Below are 20,270 nucleotides of genomic sequence, written 5' to 3'. Positions count from 1 at the left end.
ATCATGAAAAGATATCAAATATTGTTTATAGCAGGGTTGATGGCCACCTTTGTTTCCTGTAACAAAGAATTTCTGGACCGTTATCCACAAACTTCAATCACTCCGGAAGTGTTTTTCAACACGGAAGAAGACTTGGCATTGTACATCAACGGCATGTTAAGCATGTCAGACCATGGCATGTACGTCAATGACCAAAGTACGGATAATGTAGCGACCACGGGAGCCGTTGAGGTGAAAAACATCATGACAGGCTCTCCTTCGTCTCAGAATATTACGAGCGGTTGGGGTTGGGGGCGGCTCCGTACGATTAACTATTTCCTCGAAAACTACCAGCGGGCCGATGTGACTGCCGAAACGGCAAACCATTATGCGGGACTGGCCCGCTATTACCGGGCGATATTCTATCACAATATGGTCAAGCGCTTCTCCGATGTACCCTGGTACTCTGGAACACTTAATCCCGGTGACGAAGAGCTTTACAAAGCGCAGGATCCGCGTGCGCTGGTGATGGATAGCGTATTGGCTGACCTCGATTTTGCGTTAGCAACTGTTCGGGAAGATGTGCCCACCGGTACACCCGGTAAATGGGCCGTGGCGGTAATGGATGCCAGAATCGCACTATACGAGGGGACCTACCGGAAATACCACCCCGAACTGGAATTGCAAGGTACAGCCGATGCCTTTCTGCAGCGGGCAGTAGGGGCAGCCGAGCGCATCATGGCAGAAGGTGGGTTCAGCATTCACGATACAGGTGACCCTACCTCGGACTATGCGGCGTTGTTTGGCAGCCAAGACCTGGCAGGTAATAGCGAGATGATTTTGGTGAATAGCTATGACCAGACAAAAAATAGGAGCGGGAACCAAAACACAGGTATATTTGGTAATTACGAGCAGTCGCCCTCGCGCGATTTGGTGCAGACGTACCTTATGGCCGATGGGTCTCGCCTTACCGACCAAACAGGCTACGCAACATTCGGATTTGTCAAGGAATTTGAAAACCGCGACCCCCGGTTAGCGCAGACCCTCGCTTACCCCGGTTGGCAACGGGCGCAGGACAATGCTCCTTATGTACAGTTCCTGGCCCGGAATTTCTCCGGCTACCACCAATTGAAGGGGTACGTAAATAGTACCGACCAATTAACCCTGAATAGTTCTGACGTGCCCGTACACCGCTATGCCGAGGTGCTGTTGATACTGGCTGAGGCGAAAGCCGAATTAGGCACACTTACCCAAGGTGATCTGGATAATACCGTAAACCTATTGCGCAAGCGGGTAGGATTGCCCGATTTGAACCTGGTCCAGGCAAATGCCAATCCAGATCCATTCCAAGCGCAGAAATTCCCTAACCTTACCGGTACCAACCAAGGGGTCATTCTCGAAATCCGCCGGGAGCGCCGCGTGGAACTCGCCTTTGAAAATACGCGTTACGATGATTTGATGCGTTGGCATGCGGGCAAACTATTGGAAGAAATTCCGGACGGGATGTATTTTCCGGGAGTTGGCGATTATGATATGACCGGAGACGACATCCCTGACATCCGGCTTATCCCCGAAGGACAGACCATACCGAGCGAACGTGAACGAAATTCGCTTGGGGTACCACTCGTCTACTACACCATAGGGACGTTTGGTAGCAGTGCCACGGTTTTCCTTCAAAACGGCGTCAATGGCGGTACCATGGTCACGGATAACCGGGAGCGTACTTTCCTAGAGCCGAAATATTACTACCGGCCAGTACCGAATACGCAGGTGGTGTTGAACCCGAATCTGAGGCAGTTATTTGGATGGGAATAGTCTTTGGAATCATTATTTTTTTATATACTTTAAACCCAGTTAATCATGAAAAGAAATCAGTTAATCACCGTTTTTGCATTGGTTTTGTCAATCTGCGGAATCACATTAGCCGGAATGAAGGCCCCGCATCAACCGCTACCTGTTTTTGCGGGCATCACTATGCATGCTGCACCTGCGCCACCTGCCCCTTATACGCAGTCTGTCTATTTCAGGTACGACGGTCAACATGTTGGTAATAAATTTAAGGTAGAAAGCAATGATGGATGTCCATTTTACGCGGTGGTAAGTGGCAGTCCAATTACGTACGATCCGGTCCTCTCCGATGAATATATTTTCGGAGTATTCTTCAAATCGGAGCCGGGGTGCAGTTCGACGAGAAGTATCAAAGTCTATTACGATAATAACGGGATATGGACTCCACACCAAGTCTTTACAGTTAATTTATAGTAAGAATGGGACGTAAGATAGCGATGAAAAGATTTAATTTATTAAACAAGATGAACGTACTTCGGTTATTATTTTTTGTACTATTTCTTGCCGGTCACCGAAACGTTGATGCCCAGGAAAAATTCTCCTTTGCTTTCCTTACCGACATGCATGTAAACGCCAACCCCAAGAGCAGAAGTTTGGACGGACTGAAGCAGGCGCTCAGATCCGCCGAGGCATCGGGTGCCGAGTTCATCATCTCGGGAGGGGACAACGTGGATGTGGACGGAATGAAAGCCGACCGCAAGGAGGAGGCCATCAAGCTTTATACGGACTATAAGGCTGTCATCGACGCATCCAAGCTCCCGTGGCACCTGACCATTGGCAACCACGATCGGTATTGGCATGATTCAACGAGCCACTCTCCATATGGAGACGGTTTGTTCAGTTCATTCTTTGGAGACACCTACTATACATTTGAACACAAAAGTTGGCGTTTTATCGTGCTCAACAGTACGGAAATAGGCGATGGAAAATATTGCGTGAGCGAGCAGCAGCGCCAGTGGTTGGTGGAAGTGCTGGCAAATACACCTGATACACAACCTATCGTCGTGTCCACGCATGTTCCGTTTCTTTCGCTCTACTATCCCGTGCTGGAAGGTAAATACACCGATGCGGATACCTTTACGAACCAAAAGGAGATATTTGACCTATTTGCGGGGCACAACTTGAAGCTTGTACTCCAGGGGCACCAGCACCTGTATGAAGAGATCAAGGTGAAAGGCGTGCAATTTATCACGGCTGGAGCCGTATCCGCCAACTGGTGGGGTGGGGAATTTCACGGCACGGAAGAGGGGTACCTCTTAGTGCATGCCGATGGGGATGATATTACTTGGGAATATATGGATTATGGTTGGGAAGTGGCAAAATGATACAGATGATTTTACCAATGATAACCAAGTGCTTATTGGCCGTCCTGTTTATATCGGCGTTCCACAGTGAGTCGGTTGCACAACAGATCAACGTGATGACGTTTAATATTTGGCACGGTGGCAAGGAAACCGGTGAAGAGGAGGGACCCCAGCGCGTCGTGGATATCATCCGTGATTCGGGTGCAGATATTGTTGCCATGCAGGAAACCTATGGTTCCGGGTCAAGGATTGCCGAAGCACTGGGTTTTCACCTTTACTTGCGTAGTACGAACCTGTCCATCATGAGTCGCTACCCTATTATCGATACGTTGGATGCCTATGAGCCCTTCAACAGTGGGGCAGTCACGATCGACGTAGCGGGTCAGCCAATTGTGGTGGCCAGCAATTGGCTCAATTATCCCTTCGACTACTGGGCAATGCTGGAAAAAGGGCAGCCGATCGACTCGGCGGAATGGCGAAAGCAGTTTCAGGGCGAAAAAAATGCCGGTATCCTGTGTGGCGTGTTGGATGTACTGCGTCCCGCAATCGAGAATTCGGAAAACGTACCCGTGATTATCTGCGGGGATTTCAACACCGGTTCGCATCTCGACTGGGTGCCCGAAACCCGGCACCTCAATGGAGGTTACGTCATGCCGTTTCCAGCTACCCTGTTGATGGAACGCTGGGGTTTTATTGATTCTTTCCGTAAAATACATCCCGATCCACTGGTCACGCGCGGAATTACCTGGAGCCCAATCTTGCCAACGGCTTTTCAGGACCGTATCGACTACATATTTTACCAAGGGAGTATCCTCAAAGCCATCGATTCCAAAACCATTGATACGCATCCGGTCAAATACCCCTCTGATCATGCTGCTGTAATGACTACTTTTAAAATCCAAACACCATGAAATTGAATAAACCTACACTGATGATGTATGCCATACTGATTGCTTTAGTTGGTATTTCGTGTCAATCCGCCAGCCGCCGGCAATCTAGCAAAGCAGAGAGCTTACGCATCATGACCTTCAACCTGTGGCATGGGGGTGATGCGGTAAAGCTGCCCCGCGATACGACCATCAAGTACCAACTGGAAGCCATTCGCAAAGCTGAAGCCGATGTTGTTGGATTTCAGGAGCAGACGACCAACCAGAGCGATGGCCAGTCACGAGCGAAGATCCTTGCCGATAGTTTAGGCTGGCAGTGCCACCTCATCGATGGCAGCCGGGCAATCATTTCCCGTTTTGGCATCCAGCCCTTTGATGCTAACTCGCAAGCGGTTTTGCTCAGCATGGCAAACGGAGGGGAAATCGTTTTCGGCGTGATGCACCTCATGTACACCCCTTATGAGCCCTATGATATCGCTGACGGCAAACTATTGACTGCCGAGGCCGCAGAGACTTCTGCCCGTAAGGCACGGCTACACCAAGTACAAAGCATGTTGGATGAGATTGCCCCGCACAAAGACCATCCCATCGTGTTGGTGGGCGATTTTAACGAGCCCAGTTGCTTGGACTGGACAGCTGAAGCCATCCGGGAGCGAGCGGATACCCTGTTGCCATTTGCGGTCAACTGGCCGGCTACCGAGCTGCTGATCCAAAACGGCTTCAAGGATGTATACCGCGAAGTGCATCCAGAGGTGAAAGCGCGTCCAGGTTATACATGGACTTCCGTGGAGGGATTATGGCGTACGCCCGAAATCCACGACCGTATCGATTTGATTTACGTCAGTAAGAATGGTATCAGCACAAAAGGAGCTTGGGTGGTGGGAGAGCCTTCTGACCTCTCCGATATTGTCGTCCATCCGTGGCCATCAGATCATCGGGCCGTCGTGGTAGCGCTGGAAATTACGAAATGACGATATTGGGATTTTCGCTTTTAAAAAAATTTACTTTCATACTCACACTATGCTAAGAGACATCCACAAATATGGAGTAACAGATGCAATAGATTTAGATATTTATTTTAGTTCATGTTTCACCGTGGCTATGCTTTGTAGGCCATAAAGAACGTTTACAAGTGAGCCTTAAAGAGTGTCTCTACGATATGGGTCTTTTGATACCAGTCGTTATAGACAAGTTCGACAGCTTCTGGTTTGAAATGTCCAAAGTCAACATTCCTGTAGTTTTCCAATAATTCAGCATATTTTTCAGGATGCTTTATTTGTTTTCGAAAACGCGCTGTTGTGATATGCGCGGTAGATGTTGTATATCTGGCATCGATACTCTGTTGCAAAGAGGTTGCCTTAAAATTACTTCTCAACCGATTCCTTAAAGATTCAAGGTTGTCATTTAACGGGAAACCTTGCACCATTACAGCTTCTCTCGAGGTAGATATTCCTTTAAATTGGAGGCTGATCTTCGGGGTATTTCTGATACTTTCTTTAATGAGGTGCACATAATTTGGAATATTTACTTGACTAAGATCAAAGCCGTCATAACAAGAGATGATCGATAGCACGGTGATGTGCATATCTGAGATCGGTTGATAATACTGTTGGTTGTCAATATTACTCATTTCCCCCTGGAAATGCTGAATTCTCTTTTTGATGTCTTCACTGGGCCTTATCAGAACAGTCAAACCTCGTCGTTTGTCATTTTCATCATTGATCAATTTATCGGTTAGCACATTTCCCTCACGGATTTTTTCGATAGATTGGTTATACAGTTTATTGTAATGTTCTGTCAAGTTCATGCGTATTCACTGTTAAAAATAATCAAATGGGATAATGACGACCTCTTCGAATTCGCAATAAAAGTAAAAATACCAGTTGGAATATTTAGGAATAACTGATGATTTTTTAATGCTTTTCACAGGTTTTGTATGGCTGGAAAACAAACGCCACAATTTCCAGAGAACTTGGGGCGTTTGTTTGAGTTAAGTAACTCACTAAAGTTTCTTAACGGTTAGATGTTAGATAAGTTAAGGTATCTGTTCCATGCGTACATTTAAAGTTTTAGTATATTCATTTCCGTTTACTAGAAATTCCGCAGTCACCATACCAGTAGTGAAGCTTGGGGTTACCTGACTAATATTTATTATTGTTGGTCTCGAGCGCCGTATTGTCGCCCAATCACCGTCTAAAAACCATCGAGGGCCTGTGATTACCACATTGCCGGGCTAATGGAGGAGATATAACGAGGCTAAATGAAGGTAGCTGAGTTGAATAAGGATTTAGTAATCCATTTTTAACCAAGGATATATAATTTGAATACTGTGATGGTGGAATTCCAAGATCCTTTTGTGCAACGACCCCACATCCTACTTCCTTTGCTATTATTGATCCATGGGGGAAACTGGTAGTTGGTTTCACAATTACGGATGAGCCTATGTTAGAGCCCACTATTTCTAGCGTCCCTGTAGTCAGCTTCGGCTCGAAGGCAGCGGCGGTATTCTTTATTTACTGGCTTAAATATCGTTTTAAGCACCGGCCACACCGGGCTGATGGTAGCCATATAAAGAGAAGAAATAAAGGTAAGCCTAAACAACGACGTGCTTACTATTGCATGCATTGCGGGGGCTATCACATTACGAAATGGACAGAAGAAGAGTATCAGCACCGCCACAAGCCGATATAATCGAAAGTGTATGGTAGAATAATTACCGTTAGCGAATCTAAATATCGATGTTTTCTTCAGAACGGCTGCGTGCAAGCGGCCGTTCGTTTTATATTTATTAATTTATAGTTTACTAATATAAGAGGTTATTGTTTTTGATATATATTGATATTTAATCTTTATAATTTTATCTATCTAAAATATATAGTGATATTATTTTTATATCACTATATATCAATAATTAAATTAAGCATATTTTATATATATAAGTTCAATTTTATTTTATATTAAAATATATAGATAATTTATATAAATATATTTATTACATATAAGAAGATATGTTTTATATTTTAATTTATATTGAAAATTAATTAGATAATTTATCTAAAATATATATGAACTATTTATAATAGTGAATTTATGTTTAGAATTTATAAATCTATTTTAATAAAATATACGAGTATATCAGTGGTATATTCATTTACAATTTGTAAATATATAGTGCTACAGTTTCATTATTTGTTTATATTTATTATCTTTAATAGAACTTATTTATAAACCACGAGAACAAAGCAATATGTCAAAACCAACTTTACGATTTCACAACATTAGCCCCTCCCGTCTGGATATGTATGCGGAGCAGATCCTGACTAGCATGGGCAAGAATGTAGATATTTTTGAAACGCCCGATCCAAGTCTGGATAAATTGCAGCATGCACTAAATGAATTCAGGCAAGCTGTGTCTGATGCCAGCTATCGTGATAAAAGGGCGATGTTGGTGCGTGGCCAAAAGCAGGTAGTATTGCAGGATATTATTCGTTTGCTGTCTTTCTACGTAAGTAAGATAGCCAAAGGTAATGAAAGCATCATACTTGCGGCTGGTTTTATACCGTCCAAAGAGCCTCAGCCAGTTGGAGCAACACCAAAAGCTGAAAATCTAATGGCTATTCCAGAGATAGGCACCAATCAGATAAAGTTGCGTGTAAAACCTTGGAAATCGGCTCGGATGTACCAGTTTGAATACCGCAAAAAAGAAGAACAAGGCGATTGGGAGATTTATTTTAGTGTGAAATCAAGATGTACCATTGAAAATCTGGAAAGGTTTGCAGAATATGAATTCAGGGTAGCATATGTTGCTGCCGACCCTGCTCGAATTTACAGCGACGTGGTGAGTTGTTATGTAGTGTAGTGGGAAACGGAGATACCTCTTCATCGTTATAAATACGAATTAAAAGCAGTTTTTATAGGTTTATTGTATGCATACCTCATTACTGCAGCTTTTGCTTGCTCAATGTCAGCATTTTCTTCATGGCAACGTCCGATGGAAAATATCTATTTCCCACAGCAAAAATTCGATTAGCCTTTTTAAAATCTTTAGCGTAAAATGTGTGCAAGCCGTAATTATAGATTAAATGGTCTAGGTTGGCTAGACCAACAAATTGTTCCGAACTCCGGCTCCTTGAAAGTGTAGTCGTAATGGTACGATAGTATCGTTCTACGATCTCAAAATTATTTTGATCAAATGCGGCCATACCCAGTTTGATTGATTCCATCAACAGTACGCGCTGTATATCAGCATTATTAAGTGTAAACGGATATTTTGTCTCCCAAGCAAGAATTGATTTGTAATTAATATAAGGATCTTTTTGTTTTTTTAAATTGGAAATACATATTTCCCGTAAAATATTTTGTGTGATCGTGTCCTGCTGGTCGAAAGCATAATATTGTGCTATGGGGCCTTCTGCTTCTTCTAGGTTCAGCGTATGAAATAACAAAATAGCGGAGTCTCTAAGTGCAAGTAAACTGTCATGCGTCGCCAGATTAATATTTCCGATAAAAGAAACATGCGGCGATTGCGCTAATCCATTCGGATTACAGCCTAATTTACCCTCTGGTATTTCCATTCCCTGTTTCTCATAAAACGTTTTCCAGTGTGCATCCGTCGTGCCTGTCTCCGGATTCACGAAGGTCATCGGTTGTAACGTAAAAACATTCCTCGTTCGAAAAATCCGTTCGATGTAGTCGGAGCAGTAGAGACTACTATCATTTAAAACATACGTGTAATTATAGGGCTTACCCAGGAGCTTCTTTGCCTGTTGGATAGCTGTAGGAATACTTGTTGCATACTCTTCTGTTAACCGAAAGATTGCAAGCTGTTGGCTATCTTTTTTCTGATTGCGGACAAAATCCCAAAAACTTTCTCGAACTGTTCCTTTTTTCCCAGAAGCGTGTAATACAAATAAAGAGTCGTTATCGATCTCCAATAAAGCGACATGGTCGAAGGCAATATCCTTACTCTGTTGTGTAACCCTATTAATGGCACCGGAAAGATTTTCCTTTTCTGCTCCAACAAAAATCAAATCACCATTTTTTATGTCACGGTAGTCGATCTGCTGTCCGTAGCCTTGCTGGATAAATAGCAGGCAGAACATTCCAAAAAGAAATTTTTTCATAGCGTAAAGTTAAGTCTTCGGCATGTTAAGTAAAAGGAATTATACTGCAAAAACAACCTATTCGCCAATGTACTCACCCCGGGTAGGAATTTCGTTGCCAAAATGTTACAATAATCCTTGATTCGTGCCTCTTTTTCTGTTATTTATTCATTATTTTGAGGTTTTCTTAAAATAAATCCTTTTTTTGTTAACTTGCTTGTAGCAAAGAGTCAAATCTCAGGATGATTCTAGGAGTTGCTGCAGATCTAAATTGTCAACGGTTAACAAATGAAGGTTATGGATGTAGATAAACTGTTGTTTAATAAGTACTATCGTTCGTTATGTTATTTTGCATGGCAAATGGTACAGGATGAAAGCTTAGCAGAAGATTTAGCCCAAGATGCTTTTGTAAGTTATTTTCAGCACAAATTGACAGTGTCGGAAGAAGAGCCAGCAATTAAAGCATACCTCTATTCCTCCATAAAATTTGCTGTGTATAACCTCAGTAGGAAAAACAAGACAGTCAAAAAATTCTGGGAACGTAGTACGTATAAAGAATCTGATGATATAGATTATGAACATCATATTATTCGTGCCGAATTTATGACCGCTATTCATACCGTGCTAGCCAAGCTTCCTGATGCGTGCCGAAATATTATGTCAATGAGTTACGTAGAGGGACTTTCTAATGCGGAAATCGCAGATCAGCTGCAATGGTTAAAACGCATGACTAATCTCTGTATATTAAAATATAATGTTGCATCTAATTAAAATTACTATGAAACTAAAGTATCTTATTGCATTAATTGCTTATTTTGTTTTCGGGTATGGACAAGCTAATTCGCAGGATCTTTCACCCCATGAAGACGATCCTCTTTTAGAGGCAATTCAATTTGAAGATTTATTAAGTATGACGGGGGTTTTGTCTGTGCCTACAACTGAAGGACAAATTGCTAAATTTAAAGAAGTGTTTTATTATGCTTTACAAGTGATAGATAATGTTCCTGTGGGGGGATTGAATGTATCTCAAGCAAAAACCGCCTATAACAATTACATACAGTCACATGGTTTACAATCGATTTTTAATACGAGTGTTGTAAGCAGTTCACAAGGTGTTCAATATCTTAAATTTCTCTTAAATCTTTATTTAGAGAGGAAAGTGTTTAACCCAGAGCATTGGACAGAAGTGGGGTATATTATTGGCCCCTTAGTCATTCTCTATAGTCTAGGTCCTCCTATACCGATTGAATTATAACTTATTTTATGGCTATTTCGTGATGGTAACTTTTAAGTTCCGGGAATATTTACAATTCTCACTGCTAGCTTTCATCCCTTGTCTTTTTGATGAGGGTTTTTCGTGTGTTCCCGGCATAGGGGATAACTCTAGGGTATAGTTACTGATCGATTAAGCTGATCCGGAAAATACTGTCGTGTTAGAACAAAGCGATTTCCGAAATTCCTTAAACAATTAAAAAGAGTAGCAGATTTATATTTATTGTGATGAATCGGGGTTCTGTTATTTTATGATTTTTTCATCTCGCATTGGCAAATCTGCTACCGTAGCAAAAACTTACCTGTTCGCTAATATACTTACCTCTTGCGCTACTCTTCCAGCAATATCTAAGAAGTATTGTGCTACTGCATCATCTGCATCTAACAATATCGGAAAGCCATTATCTCCAGCGTCGGCTACAGATTTGACAAGTGGAATCTCACCTAAGAACGGTACATTGTTTTTTTCTGCGAGATGTTTGCCGCCATCTTTGCCAAAGATGTAGTACTTATTATCCGGTAATTCGGCAGGGGTAAAGTAAGACATATTTTCTACAATGCCCAAGATAGGCACATTAATGCCCTCCATCTGATACATCGCCATACCTTTGATCGCATCTGCGAGGGCGACATGCTGCGGTGTAGTGACAATAACCGCTCCCGAAATAGGGTAGGACTGCGACACCGTGATGTGAATATCGCCTGTGCCCGGAGGCATATCTACGATTAGATAATCCAATTCGCCCCAATCCGAATCATTAAACAGCTGCTTAATTGCTGACGTGGCCATGGGGCCGCGCCACGGAATAGGTTGGTTGGGATCGGTAAAAAAGCCGATAGACAAGAGCTTAAGACCAAATTTCTCGATGGGTAATATCTTTGTTTTACCGTCTGCTGCTACAGTGGATTGTGGTTTAGCGCCCTCTAGACCAAACATTATCGGTAGCGACGGGCCGTAAATATCGGCATCAAGCAAGCCTGTTTTAGCTCCTTTGTCGGCTAATGCTAAGGCTAAATTAGCTGCTACGGTAGATTTGCCTACCCCGCCTTTCCCGGAAGATACCAATATAATGTTTCTGATTCCGGATAATTGATTACTGTCAACACTCGTTACCTTGGAGGTCATGTTAATCTCTACTTCAATGTTTTTATCGACAAACAAGGCAATTGCGTTGCGACAGGCATGCTCAATATGGGCTTTCATGGGGCAAGCCGGCGTAGTCAGTACGACATCGAACTTGATTTTATTGGGAAATATTTCAATATGTTGAATCATGTGAAGGGTTACCAAATCTTTTTTAAGATCGGGATCTTCGACATGACTAAGGGCGTGTAAAATTTGTTCTTTTGTAATCATTTCACGTGTTCAAAGTACAAATCTAAACAAAGCTGTAGAGAATCGTGTCATACAGATGTTTTTAAGCAAATCTGTGCTTTTTTGTTTTTTATACGCGTCACTTGTGTTGACGGCGATTATTAGCTGAGATATTATTTAAAATTCTCTTTGATTTCTAACATCAGAAATATACTTTTGCCTTTAATTTATATTGAGTCTAAATAAGTTTAATAAATAAAACTAAACCATGAACAAAATACTGCTTATTCTCACTGTCTTTTTACCCTTTTTACTGTTTTCTCAGCAAAAAACAGAAATTTATGGAAAAGTGCAAACTTCCGACGGGTTGCCAGCAGAAGGCATCACTGTAAAGCTTATGCCACAAGGAATAACTGCTTTTACGAATAGTAAAGGCGTGTATTCTTTTAAGAATGCCCAAACCGGCGTACAAACACTATCCGTCAGTGCGGTTGGGCTTCAATCGATAACGAAAGAAATTCAGGTTGAAAACACAAGACTTGAAATTCCCGCTATCTATCTTGTTGAAAATAGAGCGACTTTAGAGGAGATTGTCATAAACGGGGGAAACACAAATAAATATAAGCGCAAAAGCAGTGCTTATGTGGGTAAGATGCCGTTGAATAACATCGAAAATTCACAGTCGTACGCGGTCATCACCAAAGAGCTTTTGCAGAGTCAAGTTAATACCAACTATGACGATGCCCTAGCAAATGTATCGGGTATCGACAAGTTATGGGGTTCGACGGGGCGTCCTGGAGATGGAGTTTCTTATTATACCCTACGGGGCTTTACGACACAATCAGCAATGGTAAACGGAGTCGTAAGTGTCAACAGTACTAGTCCTGATCCAATAAATTTGGAAACAATTGAAGTCATCAAGGGCCCCTCGGGCTCATTATACGGAGGCACGGCTATCGGTTTTGGTGGATTAATTAATAATGTTACCAAAAGGCCTATCGACACGTTAGGTGGCCGTGTTAATTATATCTTTGGCTCTTATGGTCAGCATCGCGTTACAGCAGACGTATATGGGCCATTAACTTCCAATAACAAACTTACAGGGCGGTTAAATGCTGCTTATACGCATACCGCTACATTTCAAGATGCCGGTTTTAAGAAATCTTTTTTTGCAGCGCCGTCATTGTTATATAAGCCAAACAAACGTTTAGATATCCAATTGGATGCAGAAATATATCAAAACAAGGAGACTAATCCGCTAATGGTATTTCTCAATCGCTCAAGGCAGTTGCTTGCTAGAACACCAGACGAACTCGAGTTTGATTTTAATAAATCTTATACGAGCGACGATGTGACGTTTAAAAATCCAACAACAAACTTGCGTAGTAATGTCGTTTACCGTATAAGCGATGTCTGGACATCGAATACGACCCTCAATTATAACAGACGTAAATCAGATGGGTATTTTCAATATATCATGTATTTACAGAGTGACAACGATACCTTGATCAATAGGCTCGCAGGTGATCAAGATTATGTAGGAAAGACGGTAAATGCACAGCAAAACTTTGTAGGTGATTTTCATATAGGAAATATGCGCAACCGTACGCTGATCGGATTGGATTACCTTTTTCAACAAGGCGAAACCCATAACTCTCCCTACGTTTTGATTGATCAGATTAATACATCGTACGACGATCCGGAATATTACAAGTTCAATGCAGCATATATTGACGCCGCTATAGCGGCATCCAATGGTGCTGAAACCAACAACCGTAGCCGTACACAGGTATTCGGAGCATATGTATCCAATGTGCTGGATGTGACATCGAAGTTTCATGTTATGCTAGCCCTACGCATGGACTACTTTGATAATAAAGGTACCTATAATTTCGATCGCGACACCACAACAGGCACCTTTAACCAAACGGCTTTTTCGCCACGCATAGGTTTGGTATATGAAGTTGTTGAAGATCAAGTGTCTCTATTCGGTAATTACCAAAACGGTTTTAAGAATGTAGCTCCGGTAGTACAGCCTTTGCCAGACATATCCGGGGACTTTAAGCCACAACAGGCCGAGCAATGGGAAGCTGGGGTGAAAGTGAACTTGTTGAGCGACCGTTTGGGGCTGACAGCAAGCTACTACGATATCTCGGTAAGTAACATGACTCGGGGAGAGTCGATCGAGCGGGACGGTCAGACCTATAATATTACGGTGCAGGACGGAACGCGCCTAAGCCGGGGAGTTGAATTGGATCTAACTGCAGCACCTGTAGAAGGACTGGCGCTTATTTTGAGTTACAGCCGCAACGATAGCAAAACAACGAAAGCAGCGGCTAACGTTAACGACCTACGCCCGACAGAAGCAGGTCCTAAAAACCTTTTCAACGCTTGGGCGAATTATACCGTACAACGTGGATTCGTAAAAGGATTGGGTATCGGTGCAGGGGTTAATTATGCAAGTGAAAACATCACTACGAATAGTGTTTCAACAGGGCAGTTTATCTTACCTGCATATACCTTACTGAATGCAAGCGTATCGTATTCATATAAAAATTATGAATTGGCAATTAAGGGAAATAACCTCACAGATAAGACTTATTTCAAAGGTTGGACAACGGTAAACCCAAGTATGCCACGCAATATATTAGGAAGTGTAGCTTATCGTTTCTAAGCTCAAGGAAATTTCTTTACTAAATATTTGCAAGTTTAATCAGAATCGCTACATTTGCATTGTTTATAATCAGTCTAAATAAATATGAAATCAGTTAAGCGCATTATTTTACTACTTACGATGTTACTTGGCGGTAGCCAAGCGATATATGCCCATGCCATTTGGCTGGAAAGCCATCCGAGTGGCACAAAGAACACTCCTCATGTTGTTCGCGTTTTTTACGGTGAATATGCTACCGGGGAAATAGACGCTACAAAGGATTGGTATTCCGATATGAAGGAGCTTACGGTACAGTTTGTGGGGCCAAACCAAAAGTTACAGACCTTGAAGTTGGAAGATAAGGGTGATTTTTTAGAAGGCACATTCTTGCCAACCGAAGATGGTCTTTACCATGTGTTCACGAGCCATGCGGCGAAAGACCTAGGTGGTGAAACACGCTATGAGTTTGTGTCTCAAACACGTGTAAAAGTTGGAGAAGGTAAGGATCTTCCTGCGATTCCGTTGGGGGATCTTCCTGCGATTCCGTTGGGGCATCAACTTGTTATCGATGCGAAAATACCTCCCGTTGGGGCGAGAGTACCTCTTTTGCTGACAAAAGATGGTAGCCCGGTTGTAGAAAAGGAAATCTTAGTAATGTCGTCTGAAGGTTGGAGCAAGTCTTATAAGACCGACCAAAATGGTGAAATCTTAATCGAAGCATTATGGCCGGGCAAGTATGTGGTAGAATACAGTCATATGCAACAGCAGGAAGGTGTGTGGCACGATAAACCCTATAAAAAGAACTGGCAGGGATTAACAACCAGTTTTATGGTTGAATAAGGGATGAAAAACGGCGCCATAATGAACGGCAATTCAAGTATGGCGCCTTAGTAATCTAACGGAAATTAGACAACCTTTTTCACTACGTTAAGCGCGTAGTTACCTTCTAAGTGTTACCATTAAAAGATGAGGCAAAGTAATAAAATTATTGTTATTATTTGCTTGTTGCTAGGCGTATTTTATGCCGGAGCACAGCAAACGACCCGTATTGTCCGAGGACAGGTCCTGTCGGGCGGTCAACCTGTTCCTAACGCGAACATCCAAATCGATGAACAGGTTCTTCATTGTAATCAAATGTACATTGAATATGTTTAGCACAATCTGTCTTTTGTTTTTTGCCGCGTTCATTCTTTGGATGAACACGTCTAAACGCATTATCTGGCGGGACAAGCCGGAGCTACTTCAACGTCTTGCGAAAGAATCTGTACGATCTAAATATATCTCTTCCTTTCTCATGGTGATGGCTGCTTCCTTGAGCGTTTATCAGTTAGGACTCGGGAGCGGTTTGTTTGCTGCGGTAGTTGTATTGATGTGTATGGGGAGTCTAATTGTGTTGTTCTTTCCTTTTCGATACGTGAGGCCGCCTTGGGTTATAGGTACTTATCTCGTTTGTTTTTTGATGGAATATTTAATTCGCTAACCGCCATGCCAGCCAATAAAAAATATTTAACTAAATCACCCTGGTTACGCCTAAGTAAGATTCTCGCCGGAACAGTAGGCGGTTACACCGTTATGCTTAGCTTTCATCTATTTCTGTCGGCATTTTTACCGAAGCAGGAAGTAATTGCTACTTCTTTTTTTACGGGTTATCTATTATGGGCAATTTTGTTGCTCGTAGCTTTTCTAGCACGGAATGTATGGCGAGTATGGCTTAGCTATATCGCGCTGACTGTCCTTTTTGTGCTCCCTTATTTTTTTGAACACCTAATTTAATCATGGATCAGAGAAAGTATAATATCTATTTTCATACGCATACGATCAGCGGGATTATTATTGCTGCTATTCTTTATGTTATTTTCTTTGCAGGATCCTTTTCCTTTTTTAAGGATGATATTTCGGCATGGCAAAAAGGTAAATCTGTCGTGGCCGAAAAGATTAAGCCTGATTACAATTACATCTTGGATTCGCTTTCTCAAAAGCATAATCTGCTTGGACGTAATTTTGATTTTTACCTACTCCGTCAAGGACACGGTACTTATGTGAACATGAGCACCTCGCAAGACACAACGGTTTCTAAACCGAAACCCAAGGAAGCAGGACAAAGGAGGGGAAGAGGCCGTGGTAGAGATGAGGATTCTGCTTACTTTACCTATTTCTTTGCCGATAAGAGTACGGGTTCGTATGCCGAAAGCTATGATATGGGCGAATTTCTCTACCGTCTTCACTTTCTGGCGCAATTGAATCAAGTACCGATTCGTTTGGGCACTCCTTTTGGTTATTTGCTAGCGGGAGTAGTCTCTTTTCTTTTTCTTTTTGCACTGATTACCGGACTGTTGCTGCATTGGGATAAGATTAAAAGCAATTTCTTTCTTTTCCGACCCTGGAGCAAATGGAAGACAGTATGGACGGATATGCACACGGTATTGGGTGTGATTGGATTTCCATTTCAGCTGCTCTTCGCTATTACTGGGGTCATATTGATCGTCAACTTTGTACTGATTTCGCCTTTTAGCAAGTTACTATATGAAGGGAAGCAGGAACAGCTCTACGAAGACCTGCAGTATAATCGAAGCACGAAGGTCGACTATACCTACCAACCTATGGACGCTTCTTTTGATCTGAATGCATTTGTAGATAAGTGGGAAAAGGAGTGGACTGATAGTAAGATTTCGGGCATTCACATACGCAACTATCAAGATGCTAGTATGCAGATAAGTCTAGAGGCCAAGCCGTTGCCTAAAGCCAATTTCTCTGGATCTGGTTTGGTGCAGATAAATGTAGCTTCCGGTAAGGTATTGCAGCTCAAATCGCCGAATACGGATGCCAATTATATCGATGGGGTGAAGAGTTTGATCTACCATTTGCATTTCGGTGATTTTGGCGGAAAGCCGCTTCGAGTTATCTTCTTTATCTTAGGATTAGTGGGATGCGTGGTCATTATCTCCGGGATTATGATTTGGTTGGTGGCGAGGGATAAGAAAAATGTGCCGGCGTATAAGCGTAAGTTTAACTTCTGGGCGTCGAATGTTTTCTTGTCCATCTGTTTAGCCATGTTGCCCGTGACCGCTTTTACATTTATTATGCTAAAGGTGCTGCCGCAGATCAACCAATCTGTTATCTATAGCGTGTACTTCTATAGCTGGCTAGTCTTCTCGGCTTATTTCATTGCCTGGCGAAACCTTCCGGCAATAAATAGACAAACACTATTGTTTTCGGCGATCTTATGTTCGGGTGTACCCCTTGCTAATGGCTTTGCTAGCGGGCTATGGATGTGGAGCACGCTACACACTGGTGCGCTTGATATCTTTTTTATAGATGCTTTATTCTTGGTTATTGCGGTGATATGTGCTTATGCCTATCTCAAGGTAAGGAAACAAGCGAAATCTTTTAAAATATTAAAGGAATAACCGTGTATGCTAACGACAGTAAGTTTTTAGTTGAATAGTAAACAAAACTGCACTATAATATTGAACGGCAATTCGATTATGGTGTTTAGATAGTCTAATGTGTTACAATTAAATAAATGAATCAACATAATAAAATTATTCTTATGGTTTGCCTGTTGTTAAGTGGAGTTTATACCTCAGCACAGCAAATTACCCAGACTTTTACCGCGCGTATTCTATCTAACGGACAACCCGTGCCTTCGGCGACAATCCGCTTGAAAAATCAGGTGATGCATAGTAAACAAGATGGCAGCTTTATATTTATGGCCGTTCCAGGATCGACCATACACGTGGAAATTAGTGCGATAGGCGCAAAAACATTAAAACAAAAGGTCGACTTAACAAACAGTAATAGTTCGCCCGTCATTTTCCACCTCGAAAAAGATGAAAAACAACTGGAGGAAGTTAATGTAATAGGCCGCACAGAAAGCCAAGAAGTAAATCGGCAGGCGTACAATGTTACCTCGATTGATGCTAAATCATTATATAATACAACGCTTGATCTCTCGCATGCTTTAGATCGTGTATCGGGGGTCCGAGTAAGAGAAAGTGGGGGGGTGGGTTCAAACTTTAATTTCTCATTGAATGGATTCTCAGGAAATCGTGTCCGCTTTTTTTTGGATGGTGTTCCTATTGACGATCTCGGATCATCTTTTCAAATTAATAATATTCCGATAAATTTTGCTGAGCGCGTGGAAGTCTATAAAGGCGTAGTGCCCATTTGGTTAGGTTCTGATGCGCTGGGAGGAGCCGTTAATATTGTGACAGGAGTTAAAGCACAAAATTATTTGGATGTATCCTATTCATATGGGTCGTTTAACACGCACAGAAGTGTCATAAATGCTGGACTGACCTCGAGTTCAGGCTTGACTTTTCAGTTAAGTGCTTTTCAGAATTATTCCGATAACAATTATACAATCACTGTAGATGCTTCTGACATTAAAACGGGAGCATACTCTCCAAATACAAAATTAAAACGTTTCCACGATCAATATCATAACGAAACGGTAGTAGCGAAAGTCGGTGTGATGAATAAAGCATATGCTGATCAGTTGCTTGTTGGATTAACTGTGGGTGGAAATTATAAGGAAATTCAAACAGGTGCGCGAATGGTTTCGGTTTTTGGTGCACGCCACCGCAGAGGAAATCTGTTAATGCCCTCAATAAACTATAAAAAGAACAATGTATTCACTAAAGGGCTCGATCTGGCGGTTACGGGAAATTATAATTTCGGTAAGGAACGGAATATTGATACCGTTTTCGCCCGATTTGATTGGTTTGGCGATTCCATTCTTTACTCCGGCCCCGGCGGTGAAAGCTCACGAAGCCTTTACGAATATAATAATAACAATGGGTTAGCCAGTGCGACTGCCAATTACCACCTCAGCGCAGGACAAGAATTGACCCTCAATAATGTATTTAATACCTTCAATAGAAAAGGAGAAGATAAATTGAAGCCTAACGATATCAATAACAAAATCCCTAGAAAAAGAAACAAAAATGTTCTTGGAATTGGATATCGGTACGAATTAGATGAAAAGATCAGCGTATCGATCTTTGGTAAACACTTTATGCAGCATGCCACCTCTGGCGTAGTCACGTCGGACACTGAGCCGAATAACGGTTATCGTACTATTGAGAAGACTATAAGTAAATTTGGATATGGATTTGCCACCAGCTATTTTATTAATCCGAATCTCCAATTGAAGGCTTCGTATGAAAAAAGCGCTCGTTTGCCAGAGAGCAATGAATTGTTTGGTGACGTTGAAAATTTAGAAGGAAATTTTGATTTAAAACCAGAGAGCAGCGATAATGTGAATATTGGTGCACAGTATACGTTCTCAATAAATAAAGATCATCTACTGTCTCTGTCCGGAAATATGATCTATCGATATGCGACAGACTACATATACTGGACGCTCAATAACAATCAAAGTAGGTATGTCTTGAGTAATCTTGACGGTGTCTCTAACATTGGAGGTGATGCCGAGCTGAGGTATTCTTTTAAAGATCTCTTCACTGCGGGAGCCAATTTCACCTATCAGAATGTACGTAACGAACAGAAATATGAGCTTAATTACACAGGAATTAGTCCGGTGTATCATGATCGCATACCCAACTTGCCGTATGCTTTTGGAAATGCTGACGCTTCATTTTTTATTAAGGATTTAGGCGGAAAGGGAAATACATTGAGTCTGGGATATAATTTGTTATACGTTCATCAGTTTTACTTGTACTGGCCAAGTCGTGGTGGAAGTGATGGAAAATACCATGTTCCCGAACAGCTCGCCCACGATGCAAACATTACCTATGGTATAAAAAATGGCAGATATAATTTTGCATTGGAGTGTAAAAACTTGACAGATGCTAATTTATATGACAACTTCAGTCTACAGAAACCAAGTCGAGGCTTCTTTTTCAAAGTACGTTACTTTATCAATAAATCATAACATAACATTTTCTA

General features: G+C 42.0%; 19 protein-coding genes. 16 read left to right on the top strand and 3 right to left on the bottom strand.

Annotated elements, in window-relative coordinates; all coding sequences use genetic code 11:
* The first annotated feature begins 3 nt into the window (after positions 1-3).
* From FAZ19_RS14880 to FAZ19_RS14860, 5 genes are read left to right on the top strand one after another with little or no spacing between them, the layout of a single operon-like run.
* A complete protein-coding gene (locus FAZ19_RS14880; RefSeq protein WP_136821539.1) occupies positions 4-1,794 on the top strand; it encodes a RagB/SusD family nutrient uptake outer membrane protein in 1,791 nt (596 codons plus the stop codon).
* Between the two features lie 45 nt (positions 1,795-1,839).
* Entirely contained in the window at positions 1,840-2,241 is a 402-nt protein-coding gene (locus tag FAZ19_RS14875; RefSeq protein WP_136821538.1) for a hypothetical protein, read from the top strand.
* Between the two features lie 5 nt (positions 2,242-2,246).
* Positions 2,247-3,152 carry a metallophosphoesterase family protein gene (locus tag FAZ19_RS14870; RefSeq protein WP_136821537.1) on the top strand — a complete coding sequence of 302 codons (906 nt, stop codon included), beginning with the start codon at positions 2,247-2,249 and terminating at the stop codon, positions 3,150-3,152.
* 5 nt (positions 3,153-3,157) lie between these two features.
* The gene (locus FAZ19_RS14865) at positions 3,158-4,042 is read left to right on the top strand and encodes an endonuclease/exonuclease/phosphatase family protein (protein WP_169305662.1); all 885 of its coding nucleotides are present in this window, start codon (positions 3,158-3,160) and stop codon (positions 4,040-4,042) included.
* Positions 4,039-4,989 carry an endonuclease/exonuclease/phosphatase family protein gene (locus FAZ19_RS14860; RefSeq protein ID WP_136821535.1) on the top strand — a complete coding sequence of 317 codons (951 nt, stop codon included), beginning with the start codon at positions 4,039-4,041 and terminating at the stop codon, positions 4,987-4,989. Before FAZ19_RS14865 ends, FAZ19_RS14860 begins: the two co-directional genes overlap by 4 nt.
* 155 nt (positions 4,990-5,144) lie before the next feature.
* Here the strand turns inward: FAZ19_RS14860 and FAZ19_RS14855 are convergent, their stop codons facing one another.
* Entirely contained in the window at positions 5,145-5,825 is a 681-nt protein-coding gene (locus tag FAZ19_RS14855) for a 2'-5' RNA ligase family protein (RefSeq protein WP_136821534.1), read from the bottom strand.
* 635 nt (positions 5,826-6,460) lie between these two features.
* Between FAZ19_RS14855 and FAZ19_RS14850 the strand changes: the two genes are divergently transcribed.
* Complete coding sequence (locus FAZ19_RS14850) at positions 6,461-6,709, top strand: hypothetical protein (protein WP_136821533.1); 249 nt, start codon at positions 6,461-6,463, stop codon at positions 6,707-6,709.
* Positions 6,710-7,265: 556 nt separating this feature from the next.
* Positions 7,266-7,877 (top strand): hypothetical protein, encoded by a 612-nt coding sequence (locus FAZ19_RS14845; RefSeq protein WP_136821532.1) that lies wholly within the window; start codon positions 7,266-7,268, stop codon positions 7,875-7,877.
* A gap of 79 nt (positions 7,878-7,956) precedes the next feature.
* Here FAZ19_RS14845 and FAZ19_RS14840 read toward each other — a convergent pair whose 3' ends face one another.
* Entirely contained in the window at positions 7,957-9,141 is a 1,185-nt protein-coding gene (locus FAZ19_RS14840; RefSeq protein ID WP_136821531.1) for a YiiX/YebB-like N1pC/P60 family cysteine hydrolase, read from the bottom strand.
* A gap of 276 nt (positions 9,142-9,417) precedes the next feature.
* Between FAZ19_RS14840 and FAZ19_RS14835 the strand changes: the two genes are divergently transcribed.
* A complete protein-coding gene (locus tag FAZ19_RS14835) occupies positions 9,418-9,891 on the top strand; it encodes a sigma-70 family RNA polymerase sigma factor (protein ID WP_169305661.1) in 474 nt (157 codons plus the stop codon).
* Between the two features lie 7 nt (positions 9,892-9,898).
* Positions 9,899-10,375, top strand: coding sequence for a hypothetical protein (locus FAZ19_RS14830; RefSeq protein ID WP_136821529.1), 477 nt, complete (start codon positions 9,899-9,901; stop codon positions 10,373-10,375).
* A 315-nt stretch (positions 10,376-10,690) separates the two neighbouring features.
* Here FAZ19_RS14830 and FAZ19_RS14825 read toward each other — a convergent pair whose 3' ends face one another.
* Entirely contained in the window at positions 10,691-11,749 is a 1,059-nt protein-coding gene (locus FAZ19_RS14825; protein WP_136821528.1) for an Mrp/NBP35 family ATP-binding protein, read from the bottom strand.
* Between the two features lie 226 nt (positions 11,750-11,975).
* Here FAZ19_RS14825 and FAZ19_RS14820 point away from each other — a divergent pair, with 226 nt between their 5' ends.
* The 7 genes from FAZ19_RS14820 (at position 11,976) to FAZ19_RS14790 (ending at position 20,256) form a co-directional block, all read left to right on the top strand.
* Complete coding sequence (locus FAZ19_RS14820; RefSeq protein ID WP_136821527.1) at positions 11,976-14,381, top strand: TonB-dependent receptor; 2,406 nt, start codon at positions 11,976-11,978, stop codon at positions 14,379-14,381.
* Between the two features lie 84 nt (positions 14,382-14,465).
* Positions 14,466-15,200 carry a hypothetical protein gene (locus FAZ19_RS14815; RefSeq protein WP_136821526.1) on the top strand — a complete coding sequence of 245 codons (735 nt, stop codon included), beginning with the start codon at positions 14,466-14,468 and terminating at the stop codon, positions 15,198-15,200.
* Between the two features lie 126 nt (positions 15,201-15,326).
* Positions 15,327-15,515, top strand: a complete 189-nt coding sequence (locus FAZ19_RS14810) for a hypothetical protein (RefSeq protein ID WP_136821525.1) — start codon at positions 15,327-15,329, stop codon at positions 15,513-15,515.
* A 40-nt stretch (positions 15,516-15,555) separates the two neighbouring features.
* Positions 15,556-15,840 carry a hypothetical protein gene (locus FAZ19_RS14805; RefSeq protein WP_136821524.1) on the top strand — a complete coding sequence of 95 codons (285 nt, stop codon included), beginning with the start codon at positions 15,556-15,558 and terminating at the stop codon, positions 15,838-15,840.
* A gap of 5 nt (positions 15,841-15,845) precedes the next feature.
* Positions 15,846-16,133, top strand: coding sequence for a hypothetical protein (locus FAZ19_RS14800; RefSeq protein WP_136821523.1), 288 nt, complete (start codon positions 15,846-15,848; stop codon positions 16,131-16,133).
* 2 nt (positions 16,134-16,135) lie between these two features.
* Positions 16,136-17,767: a PepSY-associated TM helix domain-containing protein gene (locus tag FAZ19_RS14795; RefSeq protein WP_136821522.1), complete on the top strand. Its 1,632-nt coding sequence runs from the start codon at positions 16,136-16,138 to the stop codon at positions 17,765-17,767.
* A gap of 116 nt (positions 17,768-17,883) precedes the next feature.
* Positions 17,884-20,256, top strand: coding sequence for a TonB-dependent receptor (locus FAZ19_RS14790; protein WP_136821521.1), 2,373 nt, complete (start codon positions 17,884-17,886; stop codon positions 20,254-20,256).
* Positions 20,257-20,270 lie beyond the last annotated feature (14 nt).

The organism is Sphingobacterium alkalisoli (assembly GCF_005049105.1).
GTDB classification, from domain to species: Bacteria; Bacteroidota; Bacteroidia; order Sphingobacteriales; family Sphingobacteriaceae; genus Sphingobacterium; species Sphingobacterium alkalisoli.
Note: the sequence above shows the minus strand (reverse complement) of the source record. Positions and strands in the feature narration are given on the sequence as shown.